16 protein-coding genes are annotated in these 12063 nt (G+C 42.9%); 6 read left to right on the forward strand and 10 right to left on the reverse strand.

Annotation, left to right across the window (positions count from 1 at the left end):
* Window positions 1-37 precede the first annotated feature (37 nt).
* Genes hemY through hemE form a run of 3 tightly spaced genes read right to left on the reverse strand, consistent with a single transcriptional unit; the run spans window position 38 to window position 3457 of the window.
* Entirely contained in the window at window positions 38-1456 is a 1419-nt protein-coding gene (hemY, locus tag ES017_RS13060; RefSeq protein ID WP_021095305.1) for a protoporphyrinogen oxidase, read from the reverse strand.
* Window positions 1453-2400, reverse strand: coding sequence for a ferrochelatase (hemH, locus tag ES017_RS13065; RefSeq protein WP_021095306.1), 948 nt, complete (start codon window positions 2398-2400; stop codon window positions 1453-1455). Before hemH ends, hemY begins: the two co-directional genes overlap by 4 nt.
* A gap of 7 nt (window positions 2401-2407) precedes the next feature.
* On the reverse strand, window positions 2408-3457 hold the full coding sequence (gene hemE, locus ES017_RS13070; RefSeq protein ID WP_108912088.1) for a uroporphyrinogen decarboxylase: 1050 nt from the start codon (window positions 3455-3457) through the stop codon (window positions 2408-2410).
* Window positions 3458-3637: 180 nt separating this feature from the next.
* Between hemE and ES017_RS13075 the strand changes: the two genes are divergently transcribed.
* On the forward strand, window positions 3638-4144 hold the full coding sequence (locus ES017_RS13075) for an antibiotic biosynthesis monooxygenase family protein (RefSeq protein ID WP_021095308.1): 507 nt from the start codon (window positions 3638-3640) through the stop codon (window positions 4142-4144).
* Window positions 4145-4158: 14 nt separating this feature from the next.
* Here the strand turns inward: ES017_RS13075 and ES017_RS13080 are convergent, their stop codons facing one another.
* On the reverse strand, window positions 4159-4527 hold the full coding sequence (locus ES017_RS13080; protein ID WP_021095309.1) for a rhodanese-like domain-containing protein: 369 nt from the start codon (window positions 4525-4527) through the stop codon (window positions 4159-4161).
* Between the two features lie 95 nt (window positions 4528-4622).
* Here ES017_RS13080 and ES017_RS13085 point away from each other — a divergent pair, with 95 nt between their 5' ends.
* Window positions 4623-5813, forward strand: a complete 1191-nt coding sequence (locus tag ES017_RS13085) for a M20 family metallopeptidase (protein WP_021095310.1) — start codon at window positions 4623-4625, stop codon at window positions 5811-5813.
* Here ES017_RS13085 and ES017_RS13090 read toward each other — a convergent pair.
* Together ES017_RS13090 and ES017_RS13095 are read right to left on the reverse strand one after the other, a co-directional pair.
* Window positions 5810-6994, reverse strand: coding sequence for an ABC transporter permease (locus ES017_RS13090; RefSeq protein ID WP_021095311.1), 1185 nt, complete (start codon window positions 6992-6994; stop codon window positions 5810-5812). The two genes, ES017_RS13085 and ES017_RS13090, sit on opposite strands and share 4 nt — an antisense overlap.
* Complete coding sequence (locus tag ES017_RS13095; RefSeq protein ID WP_021095312.1) at window positions 6987-7730, reverse strand: ABC transporter ATP-binding protein; 744 nt, start codon at window positions 7728-7730, stop codon at window positions 6987-6989. Before ES017_RS13095 ends, ES017_RS13090 begins: the two co-directional genes overlap by 8 nt.
* Before the next feature lie 406 nt (window positions 7731-8136).
* Here ES017_RS13095 and ES017_RS13100 point away from each other — a divergent pair, with 406 nt between their 5' ends.
* Window positions 8137-8556, forward strand: coding sequence for an HIT family protein (locus ES017_RS13100; RefSeq protein WP_021095313.1), 420 nt, complete (start codon window positions 8137-8139; stop codon window positions 8554-8556).
* Window positions 8557-8749: 193 nt separating this feature from the next.
* On the opposite strand, the gene ES017_RS13105 is transcribed toward ES017_RS13100, so the two are convergent.
* Window positions 8750-9583, reverse strand: a complete 834-nt coding sequence (locus tag ES017_RS13105) for a peptidylprolyl isomerase (RefSeq protein ID WP_021095520.1) — start codon at window positions 9581-9583, stop codon at window positions 8750-8752.
* Window positions 9584-9748: 165 nt separating this feature from the next.
* Here ES017_RS13105 and ES017_RS13110 point away from each other — a divergent pair, with 165 nt between their 5' ends.
* On the forward strand, window positions 9749-9841 hold the full coding sequence (locus ES017_RS13110; protein ID WP_009362001.1) for a YjcZ family sporulation protein: 93 nt from the start codon (window positions 9749-9751) through the stop codon (window positions 9839-9841).
* 35 nt (window positions 9842-9876) lie between these two features.
* Here ES017_RS13110 and ES017_RS13115 read toward each other — a convergent pair whose 3' ends face one another.
* On the reverse strand, window positions 9877-10056 hold the full coding sequence (locus ES017_RS13115) for a hypothetical protein (RefSeq protein ID WP_021095519.1): 180 nt from the start codon (window positions 10054-10056) through the stop codon (window positions 9877-9879).
* Between the two features lie 137 nt (window positions 10057-10193).
* Between ES017_RS13115 and ES017_RS13120 the strand changes: the two genes are divergently transcribed.
* Window positions 10194-10535, forward strand: a complete 342-nt coding sequence (locus ES017_RS13120) for a YhaI family protein (RefSeq protein WP_171335201.1) — start codon at window positions 10194-10196, stop codon at window positions 10533-10535.
* Here the strand turns inward: ES017_RS13120 and ES017_RS13125 are convergent.
* Window positions 10515-11114 (reverse strand): HTH-type transcriptional regulator Hpr, encoded by a 600-nt coding sequence (locus ES017_RS13125; protein WP_009362004.1) that lies wholly within the window; start codon window positions 11112-11114, stop codon window positions 10515-10517. The genes ES017_RS13120 and ES017_RS13125 overlap by 21 nt on opposite strands.
* Before the next feature lie 134 nt (window positions 11115-11248).
* Here ES017_RS13125 and yhzF point away from each other — a divergent pair, with 134 nt between their 5' ends.
* Window positions 11249-11434 carry a membrane protein YhzF gene (gene yhzF, locus ES017_RS13130; RefSeq protein WP_009362005.1) on the forward strand — a complete coding sequence of 62 codons (186 nt, stop codon included), beginning with the start codon at window positions 11249-11251 and terminating at the stop codon, window positions 11432-11434.
* Between the two features lie 46 nt (window positions 11435-11480).
* Here yhzF and ES017_RS13135 read toward each other — a convergent pair whose 3' ends face one another.
* Window positions 11481-12002 carry a tryptophan transporter gene (locus ES017_RS13135; protein WP_009362006.1) on the reverse strand — a complete coding sequence of 174 codons (522 nt, stop codon included), beginning with the start codon at window positions 12000-12002 and terminating at the stop codon, window positions 11481-11483.
* Window positions 12003-12063 lie beyond the last annotated feature (61 nt).

Here is a 12063-nt window from a genome sequence, read left to right on the forward strand (position 1 = left end):
TACATCACATGCACTTGCAATAGAAAAGGTGCCTTATTTAAGAAGACACCTTTTCCTTCGCGTAACATAAATAGTGCAACACTTTTTTTACCGCTTCTTCCCCTTGATCGATACAATCTGGAAGACCGAGACCTTCATACGAACTTCCTGCTAAAAAGATGCCAGGAAGCTGTTGTTGCATATTTTGTTTGACGCGCTCGATTCGTTCGCGATGGCCGACAATATATTGCGGCATCGATTGTTTCCAACGCGTCACGATCGAAAACATCGGTTTCGTCGTTATGTTCATTACTTTATTTAAATCGTCCATCACCACTTGAACAATATCATCGTCTGTTTGGTCGACAATCGCTTCATCTCCAGGGCGCCCGACATAACAGCGCAACAACACGTAGCCTTCCGGTGTCGTATGCGGCCATTTTTTATGCGTCCACGTACATGCAGTAATCGTATAGTCGCTATCCCGCGAGACGACAAATCCCGTTCCGTTCATATCTTTTGCTACCGCCTCTTTCGGAAAGGCTAATGCGACCGTGGCCACAGATGTAGATGGCATCGTTTCAAAAGAAGAAAACATCGTTTCATTTGGAAAAAGCGATGACAACGATTGATGCGGAACCGCAACGATGACGCTATCCGCTTCTTTTTTCTCCCCATTGCTTAACGTTAACACGTATCGGTCATCTACCTTTTCAATCCGCTCGACACGTATCCCTTTATGCACGGTTCCTTTTTCGAGCTTTTGCTCTATGGCATCAACGAGCGATGACAACCCTGTTTTTAACGTTTGGAAAATGCCTTTTTCGCTCTTTTGCTTCGTTTTTTGCTTTGGCATTGATCGTTTCATACCTAGCACGAGGCTTCCGTGCTTTTGTTCTAAATGGAAATATTGAGGAAATGTCGCCATTAAGCTTAACTGATCGATATCCCCAGCATAAATACCCGATAATAAAGGCTCAATTAATCGATCGACAACTTCATTGCCGAGACGCCGACGGAAAAACTGACCGAGCGACACGTCTCCTTCCGCTTTTAACGGTGGCAACACAAAGTCAGCAGCGGCACGAAGCTTGCCAACCGGAGAAAAAAGACGCGTCACGACAAACGGGGCAAGCTTTGTCGGGATCCCCATCACCGCTCCGCCCGGAATCGGATGTAGCGTTCGATTCACTAAAATGTACGATTGCCCGGCCGTGTTATGCACAAGCTCTTTTTCAAGCCCGACTTCATGAATGAGACGAGAAGCGCTCATTTTTCGTGCTAAAAAAGAGTCTGGACCGCGTTCAATAACAAACCCGTCGCGATACACCGTTTGCACTTTTCCGCCAAGTCGATGGCTCGCTTCAATTAATTCACACGAAATCGGTATATTATTTTCTCGCGCTTCTTTTTGCAAGTAATACGCAGCCGTTAATCCCGTTATTCCACCGCCAATAATGACGACTTTCTTTTTCATAACGACCAGCCTTCTTTACGTAAATGGTTTAAAACAACGGTTGCAAGGGCGTCAATAAACTGTGGATGCGCATTCGGCATCGGTGGACGATAGTAACTTACCCCTAATTCGTCCGTTACTTGCTTGCATTCAATGTCGTTATCGTATAACACTTCTAAATGATCTGCGACAAATCCCGCTGGAACATATACAAACGCCTCGTATTTCTTTTCTTCGTATAATTGCCGTGTTAAATCTTGCACATCAGGGCCTAGCCACGGCTCTGGCGTATTCCCTGCACTTTGCCATCCGATCACATAGTCAGAAACGCCTGCTTCTCTCGCAATCAAGTCCGCCGTTTCTTGTAGCTGTTGCGGATACGGATCGCCCATAGCAATAATTTTTTCAGGCAAGCTATGCGCTGACACGATTAACATCGCTTTGTTGCGCTCTCGTTCAGACATCGCCGCATACGTTTCTTTCACTCGGTCGGCCCAATATTGAATAAATTTTGGCTCAGTATACCAACTTTCCACACACGTCAATGTCGGTCCACCTAAACGCGCCGCTTCTTCTTTCGCTCGTCCGTTGTACGATTTGATGCTAAACGTCGAAAAATGTGGGGCTAATACGATCGAAACCGCTTCTTCAATGCCGTCTTCATGCATTTGCCGAACAGCATCTTCAACGAACGGTTCAATATGCTTCAACCCTAAGTATACGCGAAATTTAACGTCATCTTGCACTTCATTCAGCCGTTCAGCAAGCTTTTCCGCCTGTTGTTTCGTAATGGCCGCAAGCGGAGAAATCCCCCCGATCGCTTCATAGCGTTCGCGAAGATCGGCCAACATTTCTTCCGACGGTTTACGACCGTGTCGAATATGCGTATAATATCGCTCTAAATCTTCCTCTTTGTATGGCGTACCGTACGCCATGACAAGTAGTCCCATGACTTTTTTTGACATCGTTCATTCATCCTTTTCTTTTTGCTGAATATTCATGGATAAACGCTGTGAGCCGTTTTAACGTCTCTGGCTGAATTTGCGGGAAAATGCCATGCCCTAAATTAAATACGTACCCACCTTCATGCGCCATTCCTTCATCTAAAATTTGTTTCACGCGCGCTTCAATGACTTCCCATGGCGCAAGCAATACGGCTGGATCTAAGTTGCCTTGTAGCGCTTTCGTTAGTCCCATCTCTTTCGCTTCACGAATTGGCAAACGCCAATCTAAACCGACGACGTCAAGCGGCAAGTCATGCCATTCTTTCGCTAAATGGCTTGCACCGACACCGAACATAATGAGCGGCACGTTTTCATCGCGAAGCGCTGTAAAAATGCGCTCCATCGTCGGCTTAATAAATTGTCGATAATCGGCAACGTTTACCGCTCCAACCCATGAATCGAAAATTTGAATCGCACTTGCCCCAGCGCGAATTTGTGCTTTGACGTAACGAATCGTCATATCCGCTAGTTTATCCATAAGCGCAAACCATGCTTTCGGTTCTGCGTACATAAACGCTTTCGTCTTATTATAGTTTTTCGAAGGACCACCTTCAATCATGTAGCTCGCTAATGTAAACGGCGCACCGGCAAAACCGATCAGCGGCACAGTCAGTTGCTCTTTCGTTAATATTCGAATCGTTTCAAGGACGTACGGTACATCATGTTCTGGGTCGATTTCACCGAGACGTTCGACATCGGCAAGAGAGCGAATCGGATTCGCAATGACCGGACCAATTCCCGCTTTAATATCGACGTCAACCCCGATGGCTGGAAGCGGTGACATAATATCTTTGTAAAGAATCGCCGCATCGACGTTATATTGTTCGACAGGCAAACGTGTCACGTACGCACATAGCTCTGGTCGATGAGTAATTTCAAAAAGGGAGTACTTCTCTTTTAAAGCCCGATATTCTGGTTGTGAACGTCCTGCTTGTCTCATATACCAAACTGGAACGTATTCTGTCGCTTCTCCGCGACAAGCGCGTAAAAATGTATCGTTTTTAATCATCATGTCCATCCTTTCACATTATGTAATCGCTTATATTATAGTGTAGCGAAATAACTCATTTGTTTCCACTAACACAACTATACCGATTTTTTCACCGTCTGGGTAGTAATAATACGCAACGTTCATGAAATCGCCAAGAAGAAAAGAAAGTGGTAAAATATGAGCAACGAATGAAAGGAGAGGATGTTCGTGTACGTATTTATGACAAATGGTACGATCGACTATTTACAACGATTGCGCAGTCAATATCCGAGTGAACAAATGTTGCTCGTATGCGATGAGGAAAACGGAATGCTCATTCATGAGACGGAAGGAAAAAGCGTCTTTCATGAGCCGCGTCCGTATGAAGTGCTTGATGCTGTTGGATCATTCGGAGGGACGTTTGTCGTGTGTAATAACATTCCGGTCACTGACGAAGGAAGACCGCTATTTGAACATCGGTTTCAACAGCGGGCGCGCTTAATTGAACAAGAACCAGGATTTGTCGCCATTCGTGTCTTACGTCCGTTAAAAAGCGATACGTACGTCATTATGACGATGTGGGAAAACGAAAGTGCCTTTCGCCGTTGGCAACAATCAAAAGCGTATGAAAAAGCGCATCAAAAACGCAGCACAGAAGAAGGAATAGATCAACAACGATCCATTTTCCCGCGTCCATCCTATGTGACAACATATACGGTTGTAAAAGAAGGCTGACATGTCGTCAGCCTTTAGTCGTTCCAAGCGTTCATGCCGCCGCGCACATTGAAAACGCGCTTAAAACCATTTTTCACTAATATTTTTGCCGCTTGATTGCTGCGCATGCCGCTTTGGCAAATAACAATCGTTTCTTTTTCCCGATCAAGTTCGTTCAATTTGGCAGATAGCTCATGAAGGGGAATGTTTTTAAACTGACGAATGTTGCGCGCTCGATATTCTGCTGGTGTGCGCACATCGATGAATTGACGATTTTTCGTTTCTTTTAGTTTGCTTTTTAACTCATCGGGCGTGATATGTTCGACACCTTTTGTCGGCAACATTTTCGTCGCAACAAAGTAAATGAGTAAAATAATGAAAACAGCATTGATCCATGTGCCCATATGTTCTCCTCCTAAATACGTATATGGGTATATTACATTGTTTTCGGACGTTTGTCAACGATGGTATAATGGAAAAAACAGAAAGGACGGTGCATATGAAAACGTTGTTATTTACTAAACTTCACGAATATTACGACGACATGGTAGCGATTCGTCGCCATTTCCATCAACATCCTGAGCTATCGTTTCAAGAGTATAAAACAGCCGCGTATATTGCGAATTACTATAAACAACTCGGCATTCCTGTTCGAACAAACGTCGGAGGAAATGGAGTAGTCGCCACCATTCATGGCCAACAAGGCGGAAAAACGGTGGCACTTCGAGCGGACTTCGATGCTCTCCCTATTCAAGATGAAAAAGATGTCCCTTACAAATCGACCGTTCCGGGTGTCATGCACGCATGTGGACATGATGGGCATACGGCGACGTTACTTGTTCTTGCTAAGGCGCTTTATGAATTGCGCGAGCATTGGAGCGGCACGATCGTGTGCATTCATCAACATGCAGAAGAATACGCACCAGGCGGGGCAAAAGCGATGATTGAAGACGGTTGTTTAGAAGGAGTAGACGCCATTTTTGGCACACATTTATGGGCAACAGAGCCAACAGGAGTCATTCAATATCGTACAGGACCGATCATGGCAGCTGCCGACCGTTTTCAAATCGTTATTCAAGGTTCTGGCGGTCACGGCGCGGAACCTCACAAAACGAAAGATGCGATCGTTACCGCATCACAGCTTGTCCTACATTTACAGCAAATCGTCAGCCGACGCGTCGATCCACTTGAACCTGCTGTTGTTTCGATCGGCTCTTTCGTTTCCGACAACGCATTTAACGTGATCGCTGATCGCGCGACATTAGTCGGGACGGTGCGCACATTTTCTGAACAAGTGCGCAATGACATTGAAAGAGAAATTGAACAAATTGTCAAAGGAACTTGCATCGCCAACGGTTGTACGTACGAATACACGTATATGCGCGGCTATCCGCCCGTTGTAAACCATGAAGAAGAAACGAAATTTCTCATCGCTACCGCTCGTGAAATAGAAGATGTGACCGATGTCGTTGAAATTCAGCCACATATGGGCGGGGAAGACTTCGCTTATTATTTACAACATGTAAAAGGAACGTTTTTCTTTACAGGCGCAAAAGCCGAAACAACAACGATCGCCTATCCGCACCATCATCCGAAATTTGATTTCGATGAACGCGCCATGCTTATTGCAGCAAAAACGCTTGGTCTTACAGCGATCAGTTATATGAAAAAAGACGAGAAGCAGTTTTAATCCGCTTCTCGTTTTTTTCCCACATAAAACATCACCGCGACATAACAGACGAAAACAATAAAAAACGTCCATAACATAACAAAAACGCCGTGAGCGATATATGCAACCATCGCAAAAATAAGCGCTTGGCTCATCCCAATAGAAAGTAACACGCGCATGAACGACCGATGCGCCTCAGCAGGCGACAACGGATAAAGAAACAAAATCGGATGGCCTCGGTGATACGAACGGATCGAAAGCAGTTGAAGCGCTGTGGCATAAGCACACAAAAGAGCGAACCACTCCACACCGCGAGGCAACGTAAAAATAAAGACGCTACCGATCGCTGTTAGGCGAACGAACAAGCCGAAATAGTCGCCTGCACGGAAAAAGGTGCGTGCATACAAATACGTATACGGTCGCATATGGAAACGATCAAGTAAACGGAAAAAGAACCGAAGCCACGTTCGTTTTTTGACTGTATGTTTGATGTATGGAACATCGACAAACGCATGTGCGAGCCGATAAAATGCTTGCATTCGCTTTCGTTCATCCGCAAGCAACTGCTCCCATTGGATTGCGTTTTCTTTTCCTTTTCGCTCCACATAAAGCGAAATGATAACCATAAACAATAAAGGGACAAGCATCCATACATATTGTTTCAATAATAAAAAATAAAACAACGTCACATTTACTAAAAAGCGAACGAATGTGTGAAAACGATCTCGCCCGATTCGCGACTCCTCTTGCCATTGAACGAACGTATTCCACCCTGTTAATAATACAATTGCCATCACGACAACTGAAAGTGGCTGCGTTGAAAACTTCACGTGAAGGGGCAAAAGAACGACGAAGACGATGAGCGAAACATACAAATGAAGAAAAAAACTATATCCTGCCGCGCGCCAAAAATAAGGACGAAGCCGTCTTTCCACCGGAAGAAGAAACACCGCATCCGCTTCTTTGACAAGCGTCCGCACCCCGCCTTGCGTCACCGCAAAAGCGATCAGAAGCGAGGCAACGATCGCGTAAGGAAACAACGTCAGTTCATCGACTGCTCGCTTATAAAATACAGCGCCCACCCCGATACTAATAAATAAGACGAGCAATAAATGGTCGTTAAACATATATCGACCGTATCGTCTCACTTCCGCCATATGAGCGATCATTCGCTGTTTCCATAACTGTTTTCCATCAATCATCGTTCGTCTCTTCCTTCGTTAATTCGATATATATATCATCTAACGTCGCATGAGGCATATGTAGCTGTTCTTGAAGCGTTGGCAATGATCCTGTTGCTTTTACTTGTCCGTTATGCAAAATGACGAATGAATCACAATATCGCTCTGCCGTCGCTAAAATGTGCGTCGACATAAGAATCCCCGCTCCTTCTTGTTTTCTTTCCTCAATAAGCTGAAGCAACGCTTGAATGGCGAGCGGATCTAACCCAACAAACGGTTCATCAATGATATAAAGCGGCACGTCCACTAAAAAAGCGCACATAATCATCACTTTTTGCTTCATCCCTTTTGAAAAAAACGCAGGGAACGCACTTAATTTTTTTTCAAGCCGAAACGCCTTCAGCAATTTTGGCACGCGCTGTTTATACGCTTGATCCGATACACCATAAGCCATAGCAGTGAGACGTAAATGTTCTTCTAACGTTAATTCTTCGTATAAAGCAGGCATTTCGGGAATGTATGTAAATTGTGCCCGATATCGTTCCGGGTCGTCTTGAAACGTCATGTCGTTGATCGTAATCGTTCCTTTACGCGGTTGCATCAATCCGATGATATGTTTAATCGTCGTGCTTTTTCCTGCCCCATTTAACCCGATTAACGCAACGACTTCTCCTTTTTGTACAGTAAACGATACGTCATCTAAAATGTTTTGTTTCGTATAGCCCCCGAATATGTGTTGAACTTGTAATAGCACCATCGTCGCTTTCCTTTCTTCATATCATTATTTTTTATTTTAACAAATGAATAACGAAAAGAAAAACGGGTTATGATAAGTAGCGAAGAGGGACAAACAAGTAGCAAGTCGCAGTGAGCAACAAAGCAAGTTCAAGAACACGATGAAATGAGGTGTCTACGGGCCGCACATTAAGCTAGCCTGTAACAACGAAAGCACTCCCTTAAAAAGGGGATGGTCATCTTGAACAACGTCGTACTCACAAACGCGTAACGGACTCTACTCGTAAATGAGGTGTTCCCAAAAGACACGTAATCATGAAGCTCCCTCTTCAATGGGCAGGATGCGATGCGCATCCTGCTCTTTCCGTTTTCGAAACGACAATCTTGTGGTAAAATAAAGACAAAATGGAAAGAAAGGTGGCGTGATGATGAGCGACTGTATTTTTTGTAAAATTATAAACGGAGACATTCCTGCTGCAAAAGTATTTGAAAATGAGCATGTCATCGCCTTTTTAGACATTAGTCAAGTGACGAAAGGACATACGCTCGTCGTACCGAAAGTACATAAAGAAAATATTTATGAATTAACTTCAGACATCGCCCAACGTGTCTTTGAGGTCGTTCCGACAATCGCCAATGCGATTCGTGAACAATTTTCCCCAGAAGGCATCAACATTTTAAGCAACAACGGAGAAATTGCGGGACAAACCGTTTTCCATTATCATATGCACATCATTCCGCGATACGGTAAAGGGGATGGATTTGGGGCTGTGTGGAAATCACATCAGAGCGACTACACGTTTGATGAATTACAACACATCGCTGCGCAAATTAAACAAGCTCTATAAAAAAGAAGGTGTCCTCGTGGGCACCTTCTTCCGTTCGAAGATAAGAAAGTATAAAATTTGGAGTTGATGTCTAGCTCCAAGCGCCATCGGCTCGAGTCGCTTCGCCCCACACTGCGGCGGCAACAGCCTCCTCGGTGGGGCTTGTGCGCTCTTCGCCGATAGGCGGGCGCTTTGCGCTTTTCTTATAAACGTTTTATTCGCTTTTTAATGCGTCTTTTAACGATTTGTCTTTAATGTCGACATTCGCTTCTTTCATAAGCTTATCGAGTTTCGATTGCACTTTCGATGCATCGAGTTTGCTCTTTTTCACTTCATATTCCATTTCTTCTTTCATTTCATCAAACGACTTTTTCTCTTCTTTATCTGTCACTTTAATGATATGGTAGCCAAATTGCGTTTTCACTGGGTCGCTTACTTCACCGACTTTTAACGCATACGCTGCTTTTTCAAATTCTTCAACCATTTTTCCAGGCCCAAACCAACCTAAATCGCCACCGTTTTGAGCAGAACCTGTATCTTTCGAATATTCTTTTGCTAATTTTGCAAAGTCTTCGCCTTTTTCTAATTTCGCTTTCATTTCTTTTGCTGTTTTTTCATCATCTACTAAAATGTGGCTCGCTTTCACTTTCGGCTTATATTCATTGTAATATTTTTTCAATTCTTCATCTGACACTTTTATATCTTCCATCGCCGCTTTTTGTCGCAACAAATCAAGTTTTACCATGTTGCGAATCGCTTCTTCTCCATTTTGTTGCACCGCTAAATCATATTGAACGCCATACATCTCTTTTAAATTTTCGATTTCCTTATCGATTTCTTTATCCGTTACTTTAAATTTTTTGCTTAACACTTTCTCATGCACAAGGTCGCGCAACACATCTTTCCCGAAACGCTCTTTCATTTCGTTATATAGCTCGTCTTTTGTAATGTTACCTGCCTTCGTTTCGACGACAACGTCTGATCCGTTATTACAAGCCGAAAGTGCAAGCATGGCCGCTGCCGACATTGCAACTGTCCATTTTTTCATTTCCTCACAACTCCTATCTATAAATATACACAAAACATACTATACCATATTTTTTCCGAAAGCTAAAATAAAGCACGTATGCGCCCATACCTTTTTGCTTCTTTTGACATACAATACATTGTCAAAGCGTCGCAACGCCTTCATATACGAAAGGAGGTGTCGTCTATGGGTGCAGGAGTAGGATATGCAAACGGATTTGCGTTAATCGTTGTGTTGTTTATTTTATTAATTATCGTTGGTGCAGCTTGGTTATACTAAACGAATGAAAGCTGACAGGGACACTGTCAGCTTTTTTACGCAAATAATACTTCGATGTAGGAAGAAATAAGTAAGATCGTAATAAGGACGTTAATTGTGCGAAACACTTTCGGTTGTTTTTCTTCTGGAATTTCTTTTTGAATACAAAGTGAATTCGTGAGCTGATTAATCATGAAAAGCACAATTGTCGCAAGGGGTATAAAATAAAGCGCCAAAACATTCCCCTCCTAGTTTTATGTATTTACTCCCCTACTTTACAACGATTTTTTCGAGAAATCAATAATGGACATTTCATTTATGCAACAATTCCTGTAAAATAATACACACAAGCACACAAAAGGAGTTTCGAAAGATGAGCATCGAACAACGCATGGAAAAACTCGAATATTATTGTTCGCTCATGTTGGACATGATCGCACCAGAAACGAGGCCGTTTTATGCGCTCGTCATTCGGTATGGCTTAACAAAAGAAGAAGTTGAACATACGTTGCGCCTTTGCGAACAATTAAGTGAACAATATAAACAACAAAAAGAGGAAGGATTCGTCATTTTCACCTCGCTTTTTCATGAATTTGCGGGTGCGCTTCATCCGAACCTTCCACTTGCTGAGACGATCGACGCGTTAAAAAAACAACAATTATTCGTTCCACTTATGACAGAGTTTCAACGTTTATTACATACGCTCAACGAATGAAGCTACTTCTTCTTTTTGCTCATCTTTCTTTTTTAACTTTCCATTTTCTTCAACAAACTCTTGGTCGATGTTTTGAAAGGAACGTTCAAAAATTTCCATAAAATCGTCGCCGTACACATTTCGAATCATACACATCATTTCTAACATTTCTGGAAATTTACCATACAATTCGTACAGCGGCTGAATCCCTTGAAGAACAGACGTCCGTTTCGGATCATACGACTCCATTAATTTTAATAAAATCTCTTCCCCTTTGTCCGTCAACTCAATGTACGTATTTCGCTTATCGTCTTCTTTTTTCGAAAACGACAATAGCCCGCGCTCCTCTAATTTTTTCGAAAAGTTAAATGCCGTCGATACGTGCATGACACCAAACTTTGCGATTTCAGAAATCGATGCTCCTTTTAAATGGTATGCAATCCATAAAATATGATGCTCGTTAATGTTTAAGTCAAATGGTTTAATCCATTGTTGCCAATCTTTTTCGATTGATTTCCACAACGCTTTACTTAATTGGGCCACCCTTTGACTAAATAACATCGCCTCTTTAACAGAATAATGTCGTTCCGTGCTTTTCATCTCTCCACCCACTTTTTCGTATTTCTTTCTTTTTATCTTTTATTATGCCAGTAAAACAATAAATAATAAAGTATTAAATATTAGAATTTTTTAATAAATTGAAATATAGAATTTTCGAACTAGGAGGAACAAACATGGTCATCGCGACGGCGACGCTTGGGTTCATCTTTTTGTATTTGACGATTGCCACGTTTTCTATGTTGAATAAAGCGCGCATGTATCCCCCGAAAAAAGTATTAAAGCAACGCATGAGTGTATTTGGAAGCCTTGCTCTCTTTTTTATCGCCATTACCTTTTTACTTTTACGCATGCAGCAGTAACAACGATATAAGGAAAACCCGACCATAAACGATCGGGTTCTTTTTATTATTGTTGCGGAACGGTATATGTTCGTCTCATCAGCGATTGTACGATCGGATAAATGACGACCATCGCAATCGTATTGACAAACGCTGTTGGAATGACGACAGCAACGAACAATCCGCCAAACGTTGCTCCTCCTGGCAAACCGACAACCGCTAAAGCAACGGCCAAGAACGTCGCACCAGAAATAAACGTGCCAATCGCAGTAAGCAATGCCGCTTTTACTGGCGTCACTTTCGTCTTAAACAGCATTAACAATCCAAAACAGAGTGTAGCCGTCACAATTTTATCAACGACGTTCGGGATAAATCCCCCAGGGAAGCTTGTCGTCACCCCAGAAATGATCCCTGTTGCAATCGCTAATAAACTAACGGCTGTTTTGTTCGGGAAGAGCATCATGCCTAAAAACATCATCGTCAACATCATATCTGGCTTCATCCCAAAGAAAAATCCCGGAATGACTGCGTGCAACACCGCACCGATCCCAACAAAAAGCGATAATAATACTAACGTTCTCGTATTCATTTCTCATCTCTCCTCATCTCATTCTTTTCTCTTCTCAGCTTGTAAACAAGTTTAACAATAT

Origin of the sequence: Anoxybacillus sp. EFIL (assembly GCF_013096955.1) — a bacterium.
In the GTDB taxonomy this organism is placed as follows: Bacteria; Bacillota; Bacilli; order Bacillales; family Anoxybacillaceae; genus Anoxybacillus; species Anoxybacillus ayderensis.

Coding starts and splice junctions, on each gene's coding strand:
- ES017_RS13090 (WP_021095311.1), bottom strand. CDS start 6,994: ATGATTGATGGAAAACAGTTATGGAAACAGCGAATGATCGCTCATATG.
- yhzF (WP_009362005.1), top strand. CDS start 11,249: ATGGTCATCGCGACGGCGACGCTTGGGTTCATCTTTTTGTATTTGACG.
- ES017_RS13125 (WP_009362004.1), bottom strand. CDS start 11,114: ATGAAAAGCACGGAACGACATTATTCTGTTAAAGAGGCGATGTTATTT.
- ES017_RS13120 (WP_171335201.1), top strand. CDS start 10,194: ATGAGCATCGAACAACGCATGGAAAAACTCGAATATTATTGTTCGCTC.
- ES017_RS13135 (WP_009362006.1), bottom strand. CDS start 12,002: ATGAATACGAGAACGTTAGTATTATTATCGCTTTTTGTTGGGATCGGT.
- ES017_RS13085 (WP_021095310.1), top strand. CDS start 4,623: ATGAAAACGTTGTTATTTACTAAACTTCACGAATATTACGACGACATG.
- hemH (WP_021095306.1), bottom strand. CDS start 2,400: ATGTCAAAAAAAGTCATGGGACTACTTGTCATGGCGTACGGTACGCCA.
- ES017_RS13105 (WP_021095520.1), bottom strand. CDS start 9,583: ATGAAAAAATGGACAGTTGCAATGTCGGCAGCGGCCATGCTTGCACTT.
- ES017_RS13100 (WP_021095313.1), top strand. CDS start 8,137: ATGAGCGACTGTATTTTTTGTAAAATTATAAACGGAGACATTCCTGCT.
- ES017_RS13110 (WP_009362001.1), top strand. CDS start 9,749: ATGGGTGCAGGAGTAGGATATGCAAACGGATTTGCGTTAATCGTTGTG.
- ES017_RS13080 (WP_021095309.1), bottom strand. CDS start 4,527: ATGGGCACATGGATCAATGCTGTTTTCATTATTTTACTCATTTACTTT.
- ES017_RS13095 (WP_021095312.1), bottom strand. CDS start 7,730: ATGGTGCTATTACAAGTTCAACACATATTCGGGGGCTATACGAAACAA.
- hemY (WP_021095305.1), bottom strand. CDS start 1,456: ATGAAAAAGAAAGTCGTCATTATTGGCGGTGGAATAACGGGATTAACG.
- hemE (WP_108912088.1), bottom strand. CDS start 3,457: ATGGACATGATGATTAAAAACGATACATTTTTACGCGCTTGTCGCGGA.